Source organism: Pseudoalteromonas luteoviolacea H33-S (assembly GCF_001625695.1).
Taxonomy (GTDB): domain Bacteria; phylum Pseudomonadota; class Gammaproteobacteria; order Enterobacterales; family Alteromonadaceae; genus Pseudoalteromonas; species Pseudoalteromonas luteoviolacea_B.
The window spans coordinates 113337-134537 of the sequence record NZ_AUXY01000013.1 but is presented as its reverse complement, the minus strand read 5'-3'; the positions used below and the strand labels follow the sequence as shown (position 1 = coordinate 134537).

Here is a 21201-nt window from a genome sequence, read left to right as displayed (position 1 = left end):
CCTCTATGCTGTTGCATTGGCTACACGTGTGTGTAGTCCAGTGTGTTTATCTTTAAATATGTTGACTACAAACCAATTGCTTTGTTCATTGCCATAATAGGTTGGAGTATCGCCATAACGATGAAGAGTACAATTAATGCCATACTGGCAATCATCGCCGGTTCAAGTAGTTTAAGTGAGACACTTACCATACTTTCAAACTCCCTGTCTTGGTTGTTGGCTGCACGTTCTAACATTTGCTCCAACTCTCCAGACTTTTCACCACTGGCAATCATATGTAGCATCATTGGCGGAAATAGCTTTGTTTGATGTAAAGCTGCTTTGAGGCTCGCCCCTTCACTAACATGGGTTGCGGCTTCTGCCACAGCGGCTTTAATCTTCTCGTTTTCTAGTACCTGACCAGAAATTTTCATCCCTTCTAATAACGGCACCGCGCTTGAGGATAAAATACTCAGCGTTCTTGCAAATCGGGCAGTGTTAATGCCGCGACTTATTTTACCAATGCCCGGTAACTGCAGTAATTTGGTGTCGTACCAAAAGCGTGCTTTAGGACGCTTTAACGTTTGCTGAACACCGACAATTGCCCCGCCTAAAGCAACCGTTGATTGCATCCAGTAATCTTGTACAAAGTTACTTGCTGCCAATACCCATTCGGTTGTCCAAGGTAAAACTTGATTCGACTTTTCAAAAGTTTTTAAAATTTCAGGCACAACTGTACCTAACAACACAGTCACAATTGCGATGGCAAAAACGACCAAAATTATTGGGTAAACCATGGCTTGTGTTATTTGGCTACGCATATGCTGACGTTGCTCAGTGTAATCCGCTAAGCGGTTCAATACTTCGTCGAGGTGACCTGATTTTTCACCTGCAGCAACCATAGAGCGGTATAAATTATCGAAAACATGCGGGAAATCTGACATGCCATCTGCCAGCGTGTAACCCTCTACCACTTTTGAACGCACAGCCATTAACATGCGCTTCAACCTTGGTTTTTCACACTGCTCAGCAACGGCCATGACTGCCGCTTCCACAGGTAATGATGACTGTATCAAAGTTGCAAGCTGTCGCGTTATCAGTGCAATATCACTGACAGAAGGCTTATACCCTCTCGATAAACTGAACCCGCCAGTAGATTGAGACTTTTCTTTTTCAGCTGCTGGCTCAACTTCAAGTGGCATCATTGCCTTTTCGCGCAGCATCTGCCTAACTTGTTTGGCAGTATCGGCCTCTAAAATGCCTTTTTTTTCCTTGCCTTTTGCATCCAAGGCACGATATTCAAACGCCGCCATTATCCTTCCTCACGTGTTACTCGCATCACTTCTTCCAGCGTTGTTTTCCCCGCTAGAACACGTGAACATCCGTCTTGGCGAATACTAGGACTGAATTGACGGATGTACTTCTCTACCGCCTGTTCACCCTTACCATTATGAATAAGCTCACGAATATGCTCATCAACAACAAGTAACTCATGAATACCGGTACGGCCTTTGTAGCCGTTAAAATTACATTCTTCACAGCCAACAGCACGATAAATCGTGGTTTGTGAGCCTTTTTCAACACCCAATAGCTCACATTCTCTGTCATCTGCAAGATGCGGCTCTTTACAACTAGGACACAAAGTACGGACGAGACGCTGAGATAACACACCAAGTAACGACGAAGACAATAAGAATGGCTCGACCCCCATATCTTCCATACGCGTAATAGCACCAGACGCTGTATTCGTGTGCAGTGTTGACATTACTAAGTGACCCGTCAATGAAGCTTGAACTGCTATTTGCCCAGTCTCTAAGTCTCGGATCTCACCGACCATAACAACATCTGGGTCCTGACGTAGAATTGCACGTAGTCCACGTGCAAATGTCATGTCTACTTTCGGGTTTACCTGAGTTTGACCAATGCCGGGGATTTCATATTCAATCGGATCTTCAACCGTAAGAATGTTACGATCCTTCGAGTTAATCTGTGTCATACCCGCATATAGGGTGGTACTTTTACCAGAACCGGTTGGGCCAGTAACTAAGATAATACCATGCGGTTTAGCGATGATTTCAGAGAACAGCTCACGGTTACGCTCTGTCATCCCCAAATCTTCCAGGTTTAGTCTCGCATTGTTCTTATCCAGTAGACGCAGTACAACACGCTCACCAAAGCTTGATGGCATAGTAGATACACGCACATCAACCGCACGGCCGGCAATTCTCAAGCTAATACGACCGTCTTGGGGAACTCGCTTTTCAGCAATATCCAGTTTAGCCATAACCTTAATACGAGAAACCAGTAGCGAAGATAACTTTCTATTGGGTTTAAGTACTTCTTTGAGAACACCATCAACTCGGAATCGAATCACTAAATCTGCTTCGAATGTCTCAATATGAATATCCGATGCCCCTTCTTTGATTGCTTCACTGAGCATCGCATTAATCAACTTAATGATTGGTGCATCATCATCTGCAGCTAGTAGGTCCTCGGTCTGAGGCATCTCCTCAGCAAGTGAGAACAAATCTACCTCATTTCCGATGTCTTCCATCATCTGTTGAGTTTCAGAGCTATCTCGTTGATAAGCGGCTTCTAACAATAATTCAAATTTATCTTCATCGATGATTTCGATATTGAAACCACCACCGGCGATACGACGTACTTCAAGCAACGCGTCTAACGACACATCCCCTTTATGAAAGACCTTAAGGCCTTTCGGGTCGTCACTTAGCAATACACCTTCTCGGCGCGCAAAAGAGAACGGCAAACGCAACTGAGCTTGCTGTTCTTCTAGCACCTCATCAGTCGCAGCTGAGGCTGCCTCTGTATCGATTGGCGCCTCAACAACACTCATACTTGCTTCAGTCATCTTTCTTCTCATTTTGCTGATCTAAGTACTGCTCATACGTTGGCGGCAAAATCATAGCATCATTCCATTCAGGTAACACCGGTGACTCTTCAAATGGCATTAGGTCAATACCGTCTTCTTGCTTTTTGATTTGCTCGTTACGGATGAACTTGTACTTGGCGTGACTGAGTTCATTCATGCTGCGGCTATCACGTACAATCGTTGGGCGAATAAATACCAATAAGTTACGTTTACGTTTTGTCGTATTGGTTGACTTAAATAGGTGACCAAGAATTGGAATATCGCCAAGTAGAGGTACCTTAGAAACACTCTCTTGTACATCTTCGTCAATCAGACCGCCCAGAATAACCATACCGCCATCATCTGCAATTACCGTGGTATTAATGGCACGCTTATTAACTGCAATATCAATAGAAGTCGCACCGCTGACACTTGACACTTCTTGTTCAATCGTCAACTGCACGGCAGTACCATCATTGATTTGAGGGGTAACTTTGAGCTTAATACCCACTTCTTGACGGTCAACTGTTTGGAACGGATTAGAGTTATTATCACCGGCAGAAGAACCCGTAAGAATTGGTACTTCTTGACCCACAATCATGGAAGCTTCTTCATTATCCATGGTTGTGACAGATGGGGTTGCTAGAATGTTCGAGTTAGTGTCTGTAGATACTGCCTGAATAATTGCGCCCCAATCATTTTTAACTACACCTGCAGCAAGACCATTTACACCGCCAAGTAACTTGCCAAGTGCATTTAAATCACCTTCAACGGTTTCTTCGTAATCACGTAGCTCTGCAGTTTGGTCTGCTTGAACGGTACGTTTGATTGTTTTGTCACGTGCCTGCTCAGCAGCAACCGCTAATGAACCAACCGGTACCGTGGTACCATTTTTGAACTGCAACATGCCGCCCTGCTCTGTGATCCATTGCAGGCCGAAGTTAATACCATCCCCTTCAAGAACCTCGACCACAATCGCTTCTACTAATACCTGAGCTCTACGTACGTCAAGCTTCTCAATAACGTTTGCCAACGAGCGCATCGTATCTGGCTGTGCAGTAATGACTAACGAGTTTGAATCATCATGCGCTTCAATGCTCGTTTCGTTGCGATTTGAACTACGTGATCGGGTTGTTTTTCCAGCGCCCTGAGCTTCTTCTTGTAGCGTTTTGCTCACGCCCTGAAGTACTTTTACAAGCTCTTCTGCTTTTGCGTAATTGAGATAGAATACCTGCGTATTTCCTTGGTTTTCTAATTCATCATCAAGGCGTTTAATTAACTCAATTGCTTTATTTCTTGCCTGACTTTCACCACTGACAACCACACTATTCGTTCTGCCATCAGCAACAATTTTAGGAATCAAAAACTCAGGAACACGACCTTTGCCTGTGTCTTTATAAATTTTCTCAACAACTTGAACGACGTCATCGGCAGTAGCATGTTTTAACCTTACAATATCAACACGCTGATCACCTGCTTGGTCAACTGATTGAATGATATTCACCAAACGGTTTACCGAAGCGGCGTGGCCAGTCAACATCATCACGTTAGCTGAGTTAAAGTTAGTAACATGACCGCCATCTTTTTGGTCACTAAATTGACGAATAAGAGGGCCTAATTCCTGAACCGATACATTTTTTACTTCAACGACACGGGTGATCATCACATCACCGTCGCCTTCACTATTATCGTTTACAAGTGGTACATTTGCCTTTTTGGCATCAGAACTACGCACTACTTTCATAATGCCATTAGGCATTTCAACGACTGAATAGCCGTATACTTCTAAGACACTTAAAAAGAACTGATAATATAGCTCTTCGTCCATTAACTCGAAGCTACGTACATTAATGTTGCCGCGTACATTTGGATCTATGATGATTGTTTTGTTGAGTGTCTTACCCACAATGAGAATAAACTCATTGATATCAGTTCCTTTAAAGTTGGCCGCATACTCAACCGCAGACACTGACAATGACAATCCAGCCGCAAACAACAGAGCTGCATACTTAGCTAACCCTTTTCTGATTCTTGTGAGGTGTAGCTTTCTACCCATTATTCTTAAACTCCAAAATTAGTGTCTTTTACAGGCTGAATTGCACATCTAAAGTGCGGCCATCGCGTTCGATGGTTATGTTGGCATCGGTGCTCTCTCTGAGCTCGTTCATAGCCGTCATAGCCTGTTTCATATCCGTGAGTTGGTAGCCATTTATCGCAATGGCCAGGTCGTTATTTTTGAGACCCATCTTTTTGAAAAGTTCAGGATCTTTTCCAGGACGCAAACGATAGCCAACAAGTTGACCATTGCGACGCTCTGGTGAAATTCTAATATAGTCGAAAAGCTTACCTGGTTCATTCAAAAGCTCTTGTCGACGTTGTGCCAGCTCTGAGCGGGTTTGTTCGCTTATACGACTTTCTTTAGGCGCAGCGTTTTTCTTTGGTGCGGTAGGCATGGCAACTTGCTGCGTGAAGTCGAGTCCATCAAGCATTAAGGTCTCAAATCGACCACTCACATCCAAAATCACGCGGTCTGGCAGTACTTGTGCAAGCTTTGCACGTGTACCTTTAATCACATCTTGCACTAAATACGTTTCTTGCCTGCCTTGCGAGTCAATAATCGCAAGGCCTGCGCTGTCGTTTTTACTGACCGCAACGATGCCTGTTAACTTCACATTTAAACGCGTTTCCGGCGCATTAGAAATAACCGGTTTAGGCTTGTCTGCGTCTTTAGGCTTTTCATTTGCTTTACCAAAAATGTGTTGGGCTAAAATAGATGCACTACTCACTGCCTGAGTGCTATTTTGAGTCTGGTTGGGTGCGAGATTAATCGATGCTGCTTCAGGTTTTGGAAAAAGTAGCCAAAAGAGCTGAGACAGTAGGAAGGCAATATATACAACAGCTAAGAACACCACTGCGCGACTAAGCTTAGCGTGGGGCAACCCTTGTAATATTTTCTGTAACTGTTGTATCTGTAATTCCATATAAAAATTCTTTAATGAGACTTTTTCTTATTCTATTGAACGCCTCAGTGTACCGTTTCGATCTCGATTCAACAAGCGTGCAAATGTGAAACTTAAAATTAAATCGGTACAAGATATGACATGAATAAACTGAACACAGTATTAACCATTTGTTCAAGTTTTCATAATACGCCATTCCTTGACCTATCAAGCGCTATGCTTTTTTTGACGGTTAAAATATGATAAATTTCACCGTAGAGCAAGACGCTAATGTAGTTAAAGAATTGTGACAAAACTCAATCCAGAAAACAACCAAGATGATGCAAAAGTCAGATTGGACAAATGGCTTTGGGCTGCGCGCTTTTATAAAACGCGCACAATTGCCCGGGAAATGATCCAAGGTGGTAAAGTCAGATATAACGGCCAAAGGTGCAAACCGAGCCGTCATGTCGACATTGGCGCATCCATCGAAGTAGCCCAGGGTCATGATGAAAAACACATCACTGTTTTAAAGTTAATGGACAAACGTCAAGCCGCTCCAATTGCTCAGACGCTTTATGAAGAGTCAGCAGAAAGCATTGAAAAGCGGGCGCAAAATGCCATTGCTAGAAAAAACAATAGTTTCTTTGCACCACGCCCAGAGCACAAGCCAGATAAAAAGCAGCGCCGTGAGCTGCTTAAGTTAAAATCAAATTAGGGTCTTTATAGATGAAACAAGATTTACTTCATCGCTATCTTTTCGACGATCTCGATGTACGAGGCGAATTAGTACAGGTCGAGCATACACTAAAAGACATTGTTGCAGGTCACAACTACCCAACAGAAGTACAAGCTTTATTAGGTGAATTACTCGTCGCATCCAGCCTGCTAACGGCAACACTTAAGTTTGAAGGTGACATTGCAGTACAGCTTCAAGGCGATGGCCCTGTAAAATATGCCGTAATAAATGGTAATCACCAGCAAAACATGCGAGGTATCGCAAGAGTCGACGGCCAGATCTCAGGTTCAGGCATCAGTGACTTAATTGGTAAAGGCCATATGATTATCACCATTTCTCCTGATAAAGGAGAAAGGTACCAAGGCGTCGTGCCGTTGACTTCTGACTCATTAGCAAAATGTTTGGAGGACTACTTTGAGCAGTCAGAGCAGTTGAGAACTAGATTATGGTTCGCCACTAAGGTTGGTGAAGATGCTGTCAAAGCTGCAGGTCTATTCTTGCAAGTTCTTCCGGTCAACAAAGAGAAATCGCAAAGTGACTTTGAACACTTAGAAGCACTCAGTGACACGATAAAAGAAGATGAGCTATTAGAATTAGATGCTCCAACAGTGCTGACTCGTTTATATCACGAAGACAACCCCCAGCTGTTTGAACCACAAGCTGTGAACTTTGTGTGTGGGTGTAGCCGCGAAAAAACCATCAGTGCGCTAGTCAATGTTGGTCAACAAGCATTGTTAGAGGATATTGAACAGCACGGTGAAGTAAAACTAAGCTGCCATTACTGCCTCACTGATTACCGTTTTAATGAACAAGATATAAAGTCTATTTTTAATTAAATAAGGTACATCTAGTTCATCTAAACTCAAGCCGCCATTTTGGCGGCTTTTTGTTTGTAAAAAAATGATACCGGTGTCATAAAAACAGCAACTTTCATGACACCGGTATCATTGAAATTATTCACTTTTTTTGTCAAAAAATTGCAATTTCTGCACCCTTTAGGGCTCGAATATCTCAAATGCATCTGTTAGTATAATTTCAAGCTTTAGGTACTTAATAGCCAGAGCTATCCCGTTCAATTCTCACATTTAGGTATAAACATGACTTCAAGCGCTACTCGTTTTGTCGATTTAACTGCAGCTGAACTTGTCGAACACGCTATCTCGCGTGGTGAAGGGACTTTAGCAGCGAATGGAGCTTTTGTAGCAAAAACAGGCCGCCGCACAGGTCGCTCTCCTAACGACCGTTTTATTGTTAAAGAGCCAAGCACAGAAAATGACATCCAATGGGGTAACGTCAACCGTCCATTCGATGCGGAAAAATTTGATGCTCTTTGGGCTCGTGTAGAAGCACACGTGCACAGCAATGACCACTTTGTCTCTCACTTAGAAGTTGGTTCAGATCCTGAGCACTATTTGCCAGTAGTTGTAACTACTGAGACGGCTTGGCACCATATTTTTGCTAAAAACATGTTTATCGAACCTAGCAAATATAATGCAGCTGATTTACCCCAATGGCAGGTAATGAACGTTCCATCTTTTGTATGTGACCCTGAGCGTGATGGCACAAACAGTGATGGTACGGTTATTATCAACTTTGCAGAGCGCAAAGTGCTAATCGCAGGTATGCATTACGCCGGTGAAATGAAAAAGTCGATGTTCTCTGTACAGAACTTCTTATTACCAGCTAAAGGTGTGCTACCTATGCACTGTAGTGCAAACGTTGGTGAAGAAGGCGACACGACTTTATTCTTTGGTCTTTCAGGTACTGGTAAAACTACGCTTTCTGCAGACCCTAAGCGTTTCCTTATCGGTGATGACGAGCACGGTTGGGCTCCTGGTAGTGTATTTAACATTGAAGGCGGTTGTTATGCTAAGTGTATCGACCTATCTCAAAAGAATGAACCTGTTATTTGGAATGCGATTAAGTTCGGTACAATCCTAGAAAACGTTGTACTTGATGAAAACCGTGTACCAGACTTTGCAGATACAAGCCTAACGCAAAACACACGTGCAGCATACCCACTTGAGCATGTTGAAAAACGTAAAGTAGAAAACCGTGCAGGCGAACCTCGTGCAGTTGTATTCTTAACATGTGACGTAAGTGGTGTATTACCTCCTGTATCTATTTTGTCTGAAGAAGCTGCTGCTTATCACTTCTTAAGTGGTTACACTGCAAAAGTTGGCTCAACTGAAATCGGTTCAACATCTGATATCGAATCTACATTCTCAACGTGTTTTGGTGCGCCGTTCTTCCCACGTCCAGCAGGTGTTTATGCTGAATTGCTAATGAAGCGTGTACGTGAGTTTGGTGCAAAAGTATACCTAGTAAACACAGGTTGGACTGGTGGTCCTTACGGTGTAGGTAAGCGCTTCGACATTCCAACAACACGTGCCGTTATTGATGCTATCGTGAATGACACGCTAGAAGGCGTTGAAACTCAACATATTGAAGCATTGAACTTAGATATCCCAGTTGCGGTAGATGGCGTAGATGAAAAGCTACTTAACCCAGTAAACACTTGGGAAGATAAAGACAAGTATGCAGAGTACGCAGCTAAACTAGCGGCAGACTTTAAAGCTAACTTCGAGAAATACGACGTATCTGACGCAATCAAGTCAGCAGGTCCTCGCGGTTAAGCAACACCCTTTCCTTTATCAAAAGCGCCCCTCGTTGGGCGTTTTTTTATGTCTAAAAATCAAGAATTACTCATCTTGAACAATCTTCAATAGAACAATATTTACACAGGCCGAGTTCCTATTTAAAGTAATTTAGTCAAATAAATTGACATAATATGATTTTGATAAAGGAAATACAGATGAAATTACAACTTAAAAAGAAACACATCAAAGATCTCAACGCCAAAAACCTAGACGCACAGCAAACTAAGCAAATCGGTGCAGGCCGTGGTGCAACCTTCAACTCTAGAATTGATTGCAACAGTTACTACGTATGCGACACTCACCCGGCTATTTGCCAATCTATAGGCTTATGTCCTTCTATTGATATGTGCGTCTAGTTAAATACAGGTAAAGCTTGGATTGACCAAGCTTTACTATTAATACAAATTTAAAAACCCCGTTCATCAATAGCTTATCGTTCAAAAAATGGATTGCGCTCATAAAGAAAGTTCCTCCTAATTGTGAGTATCTACACTTTGACAATATGAACAGGTTGAATATTGCTCAACTAAGAACGATTTACACTACCTACAGTTCTCGTTAAGTTAAGAGCTGAGGTAATGGTGACCTCGAGAATTAATACGTAATTAGAAAAGGATTAAACTATGAAACTAAATCTAAAGAAAAAAGCACTTAAAAGCTTACATAATAATCAAGTTGACCTAGCGCTTACCCATGAGGTCGCGGGTGCTCGTAAGACACGTGTTGCGCCGCAACACAATAGCTGGCAGATCTGCCCAACTCATCCAGCCGTTTGCACTTCAACTTGCACAATTTGATTAGTAATAAAGTAGTAGCAGCTTGACGAGTCAAGCTGCTACCTGAAGGATTACTTATATATTGGAAGCTGTACCTCTGCACATAGGCCGCCTTGCACTCTATTTCTTAAAGATACTTTACCACCGTGCGTTGCCACAATACGCTTAATAATTGCCAAACCTAGCCCACTTCCATCGGAGCCTCTCGCTTGGTCCCCTTGCTTAAACGGCTCAAATACAGATTCTAACTCGGACTCAGGGATCCCAGGTCCCCTATCCTTCACTTGGATCACCACCGCGTTATTTTTAGGTTCTAGATGTGTTGATACATCAATTTCACCTTCGGAGTACTTGATGGCATTTTCAATCATATTGGTCAAAACGCGTTTCAAAGCAACATGATTGGCCTGTACCCACGGCACTTTTTCTGTAAGACTTACATTTATTGTTCGTTTATGCTGCTGCTCTGCATGCACCACTTCCTCTACGAGCGTATTTACATTCTCTTGGTGCATTTCACCACTGCTGTGATGACGAAGATATTCAATGAACTGATCAATAATGGCGTTCATATCCTCAATATCGTCGATGATCCCTTCCTTTAGGTAGGCTTCTTCATCAGACATCATTTCTGTCGCCAAACGTATTCGTGTCAAAGGCGTTCTTAGGTCATGGGACACACCGGCCATCAGCAATCGACGATCGCTTTCGAGCTCAGCAATACCTTTGGACATTTGATTAAATGCCTTAGTTACTTCTATTACTTCCGTTGATCCCTGTTCAACCAGACGTGTCGAAAAGTCCCCGACACCCACTCGGCTTGCAGCTGTTTGCAATGCTTTTAATGGCCGATTCAAATGTCTTGCAAAGAGCCACCCACCCAGTACGCTCAGAAAACCAATGCTCGATAAGTAAAAAACCAAAAATTCCAACTTAGTTTCTGAAAACCCAGTTAAAGGGACTCTTACCCAATACCCCGGAGCTTGTGGCGCTTCAACCCAATAGACTACTGGATCTCCTTGGCTGATCCTGACTCGCGCGGAACCATTGAGCTGCTCTGACATACTCCGAGAGAGCAAGCTATATTCACGGGCTTGGCCCAAGCCATTAATGTACGCCTCCTTTTGCGTCATCACATCAATTCCCGTTATCTCAAAAAACTTATTTGATAACGCGGAGTCCACTTCAACCCCTTCTTCCCAGTCAATAAATACTGTTTTCACTTGCTTCGCAAGCATTAAATTCACTTGCTCAAATGTCGGTTTGAACACATATAAAGTGACTGTTATATACGAAACGATTTGGTTTATAAGCAGCAATGCGGCAACAAAAAATACCGTCTGACCAAACGCACTACGCGGAAAAATTCCCATTATTTTTCGCCATCAGGCACAAACACATAACCTAACCCCCAGACAGTCTGAATATATCTTGGATTAGACGCATCTTCTTCTATCATTCTTCTCAATCGAGAAACCTGTACATCAATGCTTCGCTCCAATGCACTGTAATCGCGCCCTCGTGCTAAATTCATTAACTTATCACGGCTCAAAGGCTCTCGTGGGTGACTAACTAGGGCTTTAAGAACAGCAAACTCACCACTGGTTAGCGCGATAGTTTGATCGCCTTTTTGCATCTCGCGAGTCGCCAAATTCAGCTTAAATATACCAAATTCCACCTCATTTTCTTCTGCAGCAGGGGCACCTGGTACTTCTTTCGTTTTTCTTCTCAAGACAGCTTTAATGCGGGCAAGTAACTCTCTGGGGTTAAATGGTTTAGGTAAGTAATCATCGGCTCCAAGCTCAAGCCCAATAATGCGATCAACTTCATCACCTTTGGCCGTTAACATCACAATTGGGATTTCATTTTCTTTCTGCCTTAAACGACGGCAAATTGATAAACCATCCTCTCCCGGCAACATCAGGTCTAAGACCATTAAATGGAAGTTTTCTCGTTCTAATAACCTATCCATTTGTTCAGCATTCGCGGCACTTCGAACAATGAATCCTTGCTCCACAAGATAGCGCTCTAACAAGCTGCGTAATCTCATGTCATCATCTACGACTAATACTTTTGTTGTTTCATTTCCCATTGGATTCTTCTTGTTATCATTCAACTATTCGTTAAATATAATTGAAAATAAGCGCCTTAGACACCATAACTTACTGATAAGATTGTTACTGAACGTTACAGTACACTTAGCAAGCATGCCTCTAGCAGGTTTTTTGATATAGTACATTATGAAAACAAACTTAATTACACCCGAAGGATATCGCAAACTGCAGCAAGAGCACGATCATCTTTGGTTTGAAAAACGCCCCGAAATTACAAAAATTGTCAATTGGGCTGCAAGCCTCGGCGATCGCTCTGAAAACGCAGATTACACCTTTAATAAACGTTTATTGCGACAAATTGACCGAAGAGTCAGGTATTTACGTAAACGCCTACCCGATTTAAAAGTCATTGAATATGACCCACAGCAAGCTGGCAAAGTCTACTTTGGCGCTTGGGTCGAAATTGAAAATGACGATGGCGAAACAAAGTACTTCAGAATCGTCGGTCCAGATGAAATTTACGAACGTAATGACTATATTTCTATTGATTCTCCAATGGCTAGAGCATTGCTTGGTAAATCTGTTGATGATGATTTTATGGTAAAAACGCCACAAGGTGACGCTCAGTGGTATATCAATAGAATTGAATATCAAGCCTGATAAAATGCTCACTAATATGGTATGATTCACTCCCACGCTTAATTGATTTGTTAGCGTAGCTAATTGAACTTTATAAGGATTTTGCATGAGCAACATCTCAGCTCGTTTAGCCCATGAGCTAAATGCCTCAGAACAGCAAGTGCTGGCAGCCACCACATTGTTAGATGAGGGCGCAACAGTTCCCTTTATCGCACGTTATCGTAAAGAAGTCACCGGTGGCTTAGATGACTCACAATTACGTTTACTGGAGCAACGTCTTTCATATTTGAGAGAATTGGAAGAAAGACGTGCATTTATAATCAAAACAATTGAAGAGCAAGGTAAGCTGTCTCCTCAACTGGCAAATGATATTGCCCAAGCCAGCAGTAAAACTGAGCTTGAAGATCTCTACCTGCCTTACAAGCCCAAACGACGCACAAAAGGCCAGATAGCAATCGAGGCTGGCATTGAGCCTTTAGCTGATAAGCTATTTAAAGACCCTAATCTATCGCCTCAATTGGTTGCTGAAAACTTTATTAATACAGATGCAAGCTTTCCTGATGTAAAAAGCGTACTTGATGGCGCCAAATTCATTTTGATGGAACGATTTGCTGAGGATGCCAAGCTGCTCGCAAAGTTTAGAGCACACATCAGTGAGAGTGCTCAGCTACAAAGCCGTGTTATCAAAGGCCAAGAAGATAACGGTAGCAAATATAGAGACTATTTTGAGCACAATGAGTTACTTTCTAAAGTGCCTTCGCATCGTGCACTTGCTATGCTCAGAGCGAGAAACGAAGGTATTCTGCAACTCGCCATTAATCCAGAACCTCAAGCGGAAGATCACCAACAGTTTTGTGCACAAATGATTGCCGATCATTATGGCTTAGTTGTACAAGGCGCGCCTGCCAGCGAGTGGCTTATGGTCGTTGTCCAATGGGCGTGGAAAGTTAAACTCTCTTTACATCTAGAAAACGAATTTTTAGGCACGTTAAGAGAAAAAGCTGAAAACGGTGCAATCGACGTTTTTGCCAAAAACTTAAAAGATTTACTCATGGCGGCGCCCGCAGGGCCAAAAGTAACCATGGGCATTGATCCTGGTCTAAGAACAGGCTGTAAAATTGCCATCGTCGATGCAACAGGCAAACTACTTGCGACCACGACTATCTACCCCCATGCACCGCAAAATCATTGGGATAAGTCAATACGCACCATTGAGCAATTATCAAGACAACATAAAGTACAGCTGATTGCTATTGGTAATGGGACTGCATCTCGTGAAACAGACAAGCTGGCTTCTGAAGTACAAAAAGCAGCATCTGATCTCAATTTAACTAAAATCATGGTCAGTGAAGCGGGTGCGTCTGTCTATTCTGCATCAGAATTTGCCGCCAATGAATTTCCAGAATTAGATGTATCATTACGTGGCGCGGTATCCATTGCGAGACGTCTGCAAGATCCACTTGCAGAGTTGGTTAAGATTGAACCAAAGTCGATTGGTGTAGGCCAATACCAGCATGATGTATCGCAAAGCCAATTAGGCCAAGCTTTGACTGCCGTCGTTGAAGACTGTGTAAACTCAGTCGGTGTTGACGTCAATACAGCCTCTGTTCCTTTACTTACGCGCGTTTCAGGGTTGAATAAAACGCTGGCAAGTAATATCGTCAAATATCGTGATAGCAATGGCTCATTCGCCAATCGAAAGCAGCTTAAAAAAGTCGAGCGTTTAGGCCCTAAAGCATTTGAACAAGCTGCTGGATTTTTACGCATCAATGATGGCGACGATCCACTAGATGCCTCTGCGGTTCACCCTGAAGCCTATCCAGTTGTAAAGCAGATCTCAAAATCAAATGCCCTTGAGTTACAAAACCTTATTGGCAATAGCGATGTATTGAAAAAGCTCACTCCTAGCGATTATGTGGACGAAAAATTTGGTTTACCTACCGTAACAGATATCATTTCTGAACTAGATAAACCAGGACGAGATCCACGTCCAGAGTTTAAAACAGCGCAATTTAAAGCGGGTGTTGAAAAAATATCTGATTTAAAAGTCGGTATGGTCTTAGAAGGTGTGGTATCAAATGTTGCCAACTTTGGCGCATTTGTTGATGTGGGCGTTCACCAAGATGGTCTTGTGCATATTTCAGCCATCACAGATAAATTTATCTCTGATCCAAGAGAGATTGTCAAAGCAGGCGACATCGTTAAAGTTAAGGTTATTGAGGTCGATGCAGACAGAAAACGCATTAGTTTTACAATGCGCTTAAATGATGCAACTCCATCCAATACAGATTCACATAAAAACAAACCTCAGCAAAAATCAGGGCAAAATCATGGCCGCAAACCTGAGCGCAGAGATAACCAAAAAGGTAATCGTCGCGACCAAGGCAATGCAGCTATGGGTAATGCTTTTGCAGAGGCTTTTGCTAAATTGAAAAAATAATTTACCTACAAACTAAAAAAGGAAGGTTTCCCTTCCTTTTTTTGAAAAAATTACTTTTATACTGATACTGATAACTGCGCTTCTTTTTCAGGTTTAGCAATCTGACCATAAAACCCTTCGATTCTCAGCGCTCTAGATTCTATTTCTGGGTCTCGCTCAATGGGCAACGCCACCGCAAATGGATCAGCTTCTTGTTTTAACCGGGCACGCTCCAATACAGGCTGTTCAGATTGCGCAATGCCTTCCTCAGTTAACCGACGGTTTTGAAATTTTTGAACACCACTTGATGAACTCTCATTTTCCGACCCACTAATAGATTGTTTTGCCAACTCAGCTTGTGCTGTTGCTATTTTCGAAGTGGCATCCGCTGCGATAGCTCGGTCAGCGCCCGATGGCTCAGCGGGTGCAAGTGCCGCAGCTCTTACCGTTTGCATTTTCTCTATGGTTTGTTGGGGATCCCCTTCAACAGGTGCAACATCTATCATCACCTGTCCACCTACCGCGTAATTGTTACCGTCTGGACCACGCTGATAATCATAACTTGGAGAGCCAGCATACTGACCACCTACCCGAGCGTGTGCTTGCTCATGAAGCCTCACTTCTCTATCGCGATCTTTAAGTTCTTTTAACTGCTGCTCATCCTGCTCTTGCTGCGCCTGATCACGTTCTGATGGCTCATCATCAGATCCTGATTTGCTTTGCTGCTCTTCGCCTTTTTCTTCACCGCGCTCTTGTATTGTTTTGCTGTCTTTGAGCTGCCCGTTAGCGTCGTAAGTCTCCTGCGACTCACCATCGTTTAAACGGGATTTATCGTTGTCTTGCAGCGATTTATTTTCGGTTGCAGGAGGGGTGACAGCTGCAGGCTTGGGGATCACTTCACGCAGCTGGTTGTCTCGTCTAGCAGTTTCTGTATAGACGTTTGCAGTGTTAAGAGTTACCGCCGGTTGTGGCGTGACGATGTTCATGTTTACACTTTAATATCAACCAAAGTTCCCAACACTTCATCAGCAGTTTGTATTGTTTGTGTGTTTGCTTTTGCGTTGAACTCTTCTACCTTTAACGCAACCAGTGATTCATCGATCCTAGGCGGTTGAGAAACTGGTGCTGTCACCGCTTCTTCAGGGCGCGCGGCTTCTAATTGCCTTTGTTGCGCTAGCTGGTCATCGCTTTGCTCATCAAGTGTTGCACGATTGATATCTGCAGAAGCCCGTTCTATATTCTGTTGAGCACGATTAAAACCTTCAACACCTGCGTTTAGCACGTCACCAATAGGCATAATAGACTCCAAGTTACTTTTTCACTTACCTAATTATTGCTCATATTATGTTCAAAATAAAGAGTGGGCGGCAATTTTTTGCCGCCTATTAGCCTGTTCTATTTTAAAGGACTGATTTTAGGTAAGTAATAAATTCATCACGATGAGAAATAAATGGTGCGTGAGATGCTTTTGGCAAGAGCTCATAGCTAAAATTAGAGTTCAATTGTGTCAGAGCCTCTGCAACTTCTTTTGGCACTAGCGCGTCCAAACGGCCAAATATGCCATTTACAGGGCATTTGAGCTGAGTGAATTCAGCAGCTAAGTTCGTATTTTGTAAAATATCTAGCCCCGCACTCAAAGCGCTATCTTGAGGTTCAGGCGCTTGAAGCAGCAAGGTTTTGATCTGCTTAATATCGGCTTTAGCATGCTCACTGCCCATGGCTTGAATCGCTAAAAAACGCTCAATGGTTTTACGGCTGTCTTTCGCCAATTGCGCTTTAAACTGATCTAACACTTGAGCTTTAATACCTGGCCACACATCGCTTTCGCAAAATTGAATGTTAGACGCCACCAAAATTAGATGTGCAACTTTCTCTGGGTAACTTGCTGCCAATTTAGTGGCTACCAAACCACCTAACGACCAGCCAACAAGAATGCTATTAGGTTGAACCTTCGCTGCAACAGATTCCGCAAGCCCGTCAAGATTATAATGCGCCATTTCCATGGATTCGCCACCAAACCCTGGTAAATTCAGTGCTGTCACTGGCATATTAAGGACATCACTGAGCTCTGCCTCTATAAGCTGCCAAATTTCTTTATTCATTCCCCAGCCATGTAACAGCACAATTTCTCTTTGCATATCTTCACACCTCAAGCCAAAATTAGCGCTATGATAGCGTTTCAAGGAATGAAAGCAATGTCACTTATTCACTCACTCAGAAAAAGCTTATTACCCGCAACATGCCCAACTTGCCAAGCCTATATCGAGCACACAGGTATTTGTCCAACGTGCTATGGCACACTACCATTGTTCAAGAAAGGCGACCAAAACTTGCTACTTCGTCCAGATATCAACAGAATGTTTAACCTCCCTAACTGTGACGGGCTCAGTGCTTGTGGCTGGTATCAAGGACATCTCGCTACTTGGTTAAAAAAGATAAAATATCAACACAACCGCCAAGCGATGTTGATTATAAGGCACATCATAGATAGACAATGGACACTCCTGAATCTGAAGGATCATATCAATGCAGACGCCTGCATCATAGTGCCATTGGCTTCAACAAGATTATTGAACAGAGGATATAACCAAGTTTATCAAACATGGGCGCACCGACTTTGCCACCAGCAGCTGCCAATACTCGATATCATTGCAAAAAAAACTCGTCGCTCACACGTACTCTTATCAAAAAGTGCCAGACAACATAATGCAAAAAATGCTTTCTATATCACCGGAAATATCGAACACAAACGGATTTTACTGATTGATGATGTTATTACCAGTGGCGCAACGATGAATGCTGTGGCTGCCCTGTGCAAATCAGCAGGGGCACAATCCGTCTGGGCTTGTGCCACCTGCCTGACTGAGCTTTAAAAACTATCGCCAAAAAACAGTGCGTTACTTAGCAAACGGCTAGAACCATACCAATAACCGCGAAACACAGGATTGTCTGCCATGGCAATGACACTCCCTTGACCATAACGCTGCGCAATCAGCGCGCTGCTTCCTGCTATTTGAGCGCGATTTCTTTCATCTGTGTAGCCAGACAATAAGGGAGTAGACGTGTATTTTGCCACATTCGTAAATGGCTTTTTGTGATGCCTCATCACCCAAGTACTATTTTTAAATACAGGTAAGCGATTGTCTTCAAAGCCAAACGCTAATGGGTGTGATAAATCAATCTGCGTATCATAAATCGCACCAGCAATGCGCTGCTTTGCAGCCAATGCTTCACGTTCTGAATACGGCAGCTCATCCGATTTAAATAGTGATTTCATTTCTTTTGTCGATACCGTTTCAATATGGAGTAGCTGCTGTTCAACCAGCCATTTTGCACCGCGTTTATGACCCCATATTACACCACCTTTCTTAACCCATGCGTGTATGGCACTTTTAGCTTGCTTGTTAAGGATATCATAACGGCCATCAGCCAGAATTAGATGGGTATAGCGAGAAAGATCAAGCTGCCCAATTCGGTCTTGTTCAGCAATGGTTGGGGCAATACTGAGATGTCTATCTAAGTGATACCAAACTTCTCCAACTTCATATTGGCTTGTTCCATGTCCACCCACTAATAAAACCTTAGGTTGCTTGAGTGGTGCCATGAACCTTGACCCTAAATCAATCCCTTGCGCGGTCAGTCCAGTACGTATAGAAAACAGCTGAATATCTAAACTATCTGCTAGCGTATACAGTGTATTGCGCCAATTTTGTACCGTTTGCAAGCCCGAAGGGATCACCAGACTACCAGCGGCAAAGACATGATCTTCTTGAGATATTTTTGCAGTAAAAGGTTTAAGTGCACCTCTGACTACAATACCTTCTTTCAATAGTAGATTCGCTAGCTTCGGTGCTAAATAATGGTGCCATTCAATACCATATGCATATGCGCCATCAGATCGCGGAGAGCTTGCAATATTAGGTAGAACAGACCAAGGCGCATCCGTATACTTTAACCCCCAACTGCTCGTCACGAGCGTAAAGTCTAAATCAAAAGCATAGGGTAACGTCCAGCCTGATACATCATAGAATGTATTATCTTCAAAACTGGTTTGCGTAGAGAATGCGGCCTGTATAAATCGCAGCTGAGGCTGCTTAAGTGGAATATATAAGTCGCCTATTTGATAATTTGATTCTCCCACCTTCAATGTTTTGGTAAGCGGGTATGCATCTACTTGGTGGTGTTTTAAAAGTTCTGAAAACTGCTCGAAACGGTAAGTATCTTGACCTTTTGCAACCACAAACCCTTTATACTTTTCCTTACTTGCAAGCTCAGAAATACTGTCAAAGAAGGTTCTCTGATAGTGCATCAATTCAGTTCTATGAGCATTAACGCCTTGGAAAGTCGATAACGTGGTCAGCAATTGATTTTTAATCGTGCGATAAAAGTGCAGGTCACCATTAATTGATTCTTGTACATGACCCCGACTACTGGCTTGTTCAAATAAAATACCCACTGTTCCATTAACATCGGGATAAGTGGATCCTTTTCCTATATAGAAATCATCAAAGCGTTCTTGGGTAAAATACAACTGCTTTTCGTTATCCAAGGTCTTTGCATGATAGGTAGCTAGTTTATGAGTAAGCAGTTGGTTTTGCTTAGGTGTAATTGGGTGCGTACGTGACGGGATCGCAGGTTGGAAAAAATAGCTACTATTAGTGCCCATTTCATGAAAATCGGTTAATACCGTTGGTTTCCAGCGGTGAAATTGCTCAACGCGAGCGCGCGATTCTGGGTGCTGCAACAACAACCAATCTCGATTTAAATCAAACCAATAGTGATTTGTCCTTGCTGAAGGCCATGCTTCAACATGCTCCCGATGTGCAGGATCTGCTGATAACACTTGTCCACGATGGCTATTCGCCCATTGTGCAAAACGGGCTAACCCATCGGGATTCATAGCCGGATCAATCAGAATAATATTATTCTCTAATAACGTTTCAATTTCCTCACCTTGCGCCGCAGCCAAGTAATAAGCGACTAATAACGCGGCATTGCTTCCCGATGACTCATTGCCATGTACGCTATATCCCATCCAGATCACATTTGGGCCGTCATGTAATTTGGTATCGCCTTTTAGGTAGGCAAGGCGCGCTTGCCTAATCGAATCTAAAGACTTTTGTTGCTCAGTACTGGTTGCACTTAAAAGCAATAAAGGTCTTTTTTCGTGGCTGTAACCTACCGTAGTTATACTCAATCTCGGGCTTTGCTCAGCTACTCGGTGCATGTAATTAACCAGCTGATCATGACGTACATGCCACTCCCCCACCTCATAGCCCAATACATCGCTCGGTTTACTGATGCGCTGATCAAACTCTATCTCAGGTGAGAAATAATAACTGATCGGCTTGGCCTGACTTTGAAAAACTAAAAAAGCCAGTAATAACACAAATACTCTCATATCAATTCCATCTTTATAACGCATATCTATACGCTACCAAGTTGCATTAATTCACAGCAAATTTTTACGCCCAACACTAGCTACAACCGGATGAGGGGAGTATCATAGGAAGTAACCGAGTAAATTAGTCAAGTATAGCCAGATTATGATCACAATTTCTGAATCAGCCCAAACCCATTTTGCTAAGCTACTTAGCGATCAAGCCGATGGCACGAGTATCCGTGTATTTGTTGTAAACCCAGGCACAGCACAAGCTGAGTGTGGTGTATCTTACTGTCCTGCAGATGCTGTAGAAGAAAGCGATATGCGCTTCAACTTCAATGGTTTTGACGCCATTGTTGATGCAGAAAGTGCACCTTTCTTAGAAGAAGCAGAAATCGATTTTGTTACTGATAAAATGGGCAGCCAACTCACCCTAAAAGCGCCTAACGCTAAAGCGAAAAAGCTTAAAGATGATGCATCACTAGCAGAGCGTGTTGAACATATGCTTGTCACTGACGTTAATCCGCAATTAGCAAACCATGGCGGTCAAGTGAGCTTAGTTGAGATAACAGAAGAAGGCATTGCTGTCTTGCAGTTTGGAGGCGGATGTAATGGCTGCTCGATGATCGATGTCACCCTAAAAGAAGGCATTGAAAAAGAAATGATTGCCAAGTTTGACGAAATCACAGGTGTGCGCGATATCACTGAGCACGCACGTGGTGACCACTCTTACTACTAAAC

19 protein-coding genes are annotated in these 21201 nt (G+C 43.0%); 9 read left to right on the top strand and 10 right to left on the bottom strand.

The window, feature by feature from the left end:
• Positions 1 to 65 precede the first annotated feature (65 nt).
• Genes gspF through gspC form a run of 4 tightly spaced genes read right to left on the bottom strand, consistent with a single transcriptional unit; the run spans position 66 to position 5832 of the window.
• Positions 66 to 1292 carry a type II secretion system inner membrane protein GspF gene (gene gspF / locus N477_RS01185; protein ID WP_063361222.1) on the bottom strand — a complete coding sequence of 409 codons (1227 nt, stop codon included), beginning with the start codon at positions 1290 to 1292 and terminating at the stop codon, positions 66 to 68.
• The gene (gene gspE, locus N477_RS01180) at positions 1292 to 2851 is read right to left on the bottom strand and encodes a type II secretion system ATPase GspE (protein ID WP_063361223.1); all 1560 of its coding nucleotides are present in this window, start codon (positions 2849 to 2851) and stop codon (positions 1292 to 1294) included. The genes gspF and gspE overlap by 1 nt, the downstream gene beginning before the upstream one ends.
• A complete protein-coding gene (gspD, locus tag N477_RS01175) occupies positions 2844 to 4907 on the bottom strand; it encodes a type II secretion system secretin GspD (protein ID WP_063361224.1) in 2064 nt (687 codons plus the stop codon). Before gspD ends, gspE begins: the two co-directional genes overlap by 8 nt.
• A 28-nt stretch (positions 4908 to 4935) precedes the next feature.
• A complete protein-coding gene (gspC, locus tag N477_RS01170; protein WP_063361225.1) occupies positions 4936 to 5832 on the bottom strand; it encodes a type II secretion system protein GspC in 897 nt (298 codons plus the stop codon).
• 265 nt (positions 5833 to 6097) lie between these two features.
• On the opposite strand from gspC, the gene hslR reads away from it, so the two are divergent.
• The 5 genes from hslR to N477_RS26230 all read left to right on the top strand — a co-directional run bounded on the left by hslR (position 6098) and on the right by N477_RS26230 (position 9986).
• The gene (gene hslR, locus N477_RS01165) at positions 6098 to 6508 is read left to right on the top strand and encodes a ribosome-associated heat shock protein Hsp15 (RefSeq protein WP_063361226.1); all 411 of its coding nucleotides are present in this window, start codon (positions 6098 to 6100) and stop codon (positions 6506 to 6508) included.
• Between the two features lie 11 nt (positions 6509 to 6519).
• Positions 6520 to 7365: an Hsp33 family molecular chaperone HslO gene (hslO, locus tag N477_RS01160; protein ID WP_063361227.1), complete on the top strand. Its 846-nt coding sequence runs from the start codon at positions 6520 to 6522 to the stop codon at positions 7363 to 7365.
• 261 nt (positions 7366 to 7626) lie between these two features.
• The gene (locus N477_RS01155; protein WP_063361228.1) at positions 7627 to 9165 is read left to right on the top strand and encodes a phosphoenolpyruvate carboxykinase; all 1539 of its coding nucleotides are present in this window, start codon (positions 7627 to 7629) and stop codon (positions 9163 to 9165) included.
• Positions 9166 to 9344: 179 nt separating this feature from the next.
• Entirely contained in the window at positions 9345 to 9545 is a 201-nt protein-coding gene (locus N477_RS01150) for a hypothetical protein (RefSeq protein WP_063361229.1), read from the top strand.
• Between the two features lie 267 nt (positions 9546 to 9812).
• Positions 9813 to 9986: a hypothetical protein gene (locus N477_RS26230; RefSeq protein ID WP_196760558.1), complete on the top strand. Its 174-nt coding sequence runs from the start codon at positions 9813 to 9815 to the stop codon at positions 9984 to 9986.
• 50 nt (positions 9987 to 10036) lie between these two features.
• Here N477_RS26230 and envZ read toward each other — a convergent pair whose 3' ends face one another.
• Both envZ and ompR read right to left on the bottom strand, forming a co-directional pair.
• Positions 10037 to 11338 (bottom strand): two-component system sensor histidine kinase EnvZ, encoded by a 1302-nt coding sequence (gene envZ, locus N477_RS01145; protein WP_063361230.1) that lies wholly within the window; start codon positions 11336 to 11338, stop codon positions 10037 to 10039.
• The gene (gene ompR / locus N477_RS01140; protein WP_063361231.1) at positions 11338 to 12057 is read right to left on the bottom strand and encodes a two-component system response regulator OmpR; all 720 of its coding nucleotides are present in this window, start codon (positions 12055 to 12057) and stop codon (positions 11338 to 11340) included. The genes envZ and ompR overlap by 1 nt, the downstream gene beginning before the upstream one ends.
• Positions 12058 to 12205: 148 nt before the next feature.
• Between ompR and greB the strand changes: the two genes are divergently transcribed.
• Both greB and N477_RS01130 read left to right on the top strand, forming a co-directional pair.
• Positions 12206 to 12679 carry a transcription elongation factor GreB gene (gene greB / locus N477_RS01135; protein ID WP_063361232.1) on the top strand — a complete coding sequence of 158 codons (474 nt, stop codon included), beginning with the start codon at positions 12206 to 12208 and terminating at the stop codon, positions 12677 to 12679.
• Positions 12680 to 12764: 85 nt separating this feature from the next.
• The gene (locus N477_RS01130) at positions 12765 to 15098 is read left to right on the top strand and encodes a Tex family protein (RefSeq protein WP_063361233.1); all 2334 of its coding nucleotides are present in this window, start codon (positions 12765 to 12767) and stop codon (positions 15096 to 15098) included.
• 56 nt (positions 15099 to 15154) lie between these two features.
• Here N477_RS01130 and N477_RS01125 read toward each other — a convergent pair whose 3' ends face one another.
• The 3 genes from N477_RS01125 to bioH all read right to left on the bottom strand — a co-directional run bounded on the left by N477_RS01125 (position 15155) and on the right by bioH (position 17215).
• Positions 15155 to 16063 carry a putative metalloprotease CJM1_0395 family protein gene (locus N477_RS01125; protein WP_063361234.1) on the bottom strand — a complete coding sequence of 303 codons (909 nt, stop codon included), beginning with the start codon at positions 16061 to 16063 and terminating at the stop codon, positions 15155 to 15157.
• Positions 16064 to 16065: 2 nt separating this feature from the next.
• Complete coding sequence (locus N477_RS01120; protein WP_063361235.1) at positions 16066 to 16374, bottom strand: hypothetical protein; 309 nt, start codon at positions 16372 to 16374, stop codon at positions 16066 to 16068.
• Between the two features lie 103 nt (positions 16375 to 16477).
• Positions 16478 to 17215 carry a pimeloyl-ACP methyl ester esterase BioH gene (gene bioH / locus N477_RS01115; RefSeq protein ID WP_063361236.1) on the bottom strand — a complete coding sequence of 246 codons (738 nt, stop codon included), beginning with the start codon at positions 17213 to 17215 and terminating at the stop codon, positions 16478 to 16480.
• A gap of 57 nt (positions 17216 to 17272) precedes the next feature.
• Here bioH and N477_RS01110 point away from each other — a divergent pair, with 57 nt between their 5' ends.
• Positions 17273 to 17950, top strand: coding sequence for a ComF family protein (locus N477_RS01110; protein WP_063361237.1), 678 nt, complete (start codon positions 17273 to 17275; stop codon positions 17948 to 17950).
• Here the strand turns inward: N477_RS01110 and N477_RS01105 are convergent.
• On the bottom strand, positions 17947 to 20478 hold the full coding sequence (locus tag N477_RS01105) for a M14 metallopeptidase family protein (protein ID WP_063361238.1): 2532 nt from the start codon (positions 20476 to 20478) through the stop codon (positions 17947 to 17949). The two genes, N477_RS01110 and N477_RS01105, sit on opposite strands and share 4 nt — an antisense overlap.
• A gap of 145 nt (positions 20479 to 20623) precedes the next feature.
• On the opposite strand from N477_RS01105, the gene nfuA reads away from it, so the two are divergent.
• Positions 20624 to 21199 (top strand): Fe-S biogenesis protein NfuA, encoded by a 576-nt coding sequence (gene nfuA, locus N477_RS01100; RefSeq protein ID WP_063361239.1) that lies wholly within the window; start codon positions 20624 to 20626, stop codon positions 21197 to 21199.
• Positions 21200 to 21201: the final 2 nt, after the last annotated feature.

Bases quoted from the DNA above. Each gene is read 5' to 3' on its own strand.
- N477_RS01120 (WP_063361235.1), bottom strand. From the start codon at position 16,374: ATGCCTATTGGTGACGTGCTAAACGCAGGTGTTGAAGGTTTTAATCGT.
- N477_RS26230 (WP_196760558.1), top strand. From the start codon at position 9,813: ATGAAACTAAATCTAAAGAAAAAAGCACTTAAAAGCTTACATAATAAT.
- N477_RS01130 (WP_063361233.1), top strand. From the start codon at position 12,765: ATGAGCAACATCTCAGCTCGTTTAGCCCATGAGCTAAATGCCTCAGAA.
- gspE (WP_063361223.1), bottom strand. From the start codon at position 2,851: ATGACTGAAGCAAGTATGAGTGTTGTTGAGGCGCCAATCGATACAGAG.
- N477_RS01150 (WP_063361229.1), top strand. From the start codon at position 9,345: ATGAAATTACAACTTAAAAAGAAACACATCAAAGATCTCAACGCCAAA.
- gspD (WP_063361224.1), bottom strand. From the start codon at position 4,907: ATGGGTAGAAAGCTACACCTCACAAGAATCAGAAAAGGGTTAGCTAAG.
- envZ (WP_063361230.1), bottom strand. From the start codon at position 11,338: ATGGGAATTTTTCCGCGTAGTGCGTTTGGTCAGACGGTATTTTTTGTT.
- bioH (WP_063361236.1), bottom strand. From the start codon at position 17,215: ATGCAAAGAGAAATTGTGCTGTTACATGGCTGGGGAATGAATAAAGAA.
- hslO (WP_063361227.1), top strand. From the start codon at position 6,520: ATGAAACAAGATTTACTTCATCGCTATCTTTTCGACGATCTCGATGTA.
- gspC (WP_063361225.1), bottom strand. From the start codon at position 5,832: ATGGAATTACAGATACAACAGTTACAGAAAATATTACAAGGGTTGCCC.
- gspF (WP_063361222.1), bottom strand. From the start codon at position 1,292: ATGGCGGCGTTTGAATATCGTGCCTTGGATGCAAAAGGCAAGGAAAAA.
- N477_RS01125 (WP_063361234.1), bottom strand. From the start codon at position 16,063: ATGAACATCGTCACGCCACAACCGGCGGTAACTCTTAACACTGCAAAC.
- greB (WP_063361232.1), top strand. From the start codon at position 12,206: ATGAAAACAAACTTAATTACACCCGAAGGATATCGCAAACTGCAGCAA.
- nfuA (WP_063361239.1), top strand. From the start codon at position 20,624: ATGATCACAATTTCTGAATCAGCCCAAACCCATTTTGCTAAGCTACTT.
- ompR (WP_063361231.1), bottom strand. From the start codon at position 12,057: ATGGGAAATGAAACAACAAAAGTATTAGTCGTAGATGATGACATGAGA.
- N477_RS01110 (WP_063361237.1), top strand. From the start codon at position 17,273: ATGTCACTTATTCACTCACTCAGAAAAAGCTTATTACCCGCAACATGC.
- N477_RS01155 (WP_063361228.1), top strand. From the start codon at position 7,627: ATGACTTCAAGCGCTACTCGTTTTGTCGATTTAACTGCAGCTGAACTT.
- N477_RS01105 (WP_063361238.1), bottom strand. From the start codon at position 20,478: ATGAGAGTATTTGTGTTATTACTGGCTTTTTTAGTTTTTCAAAGTCAG.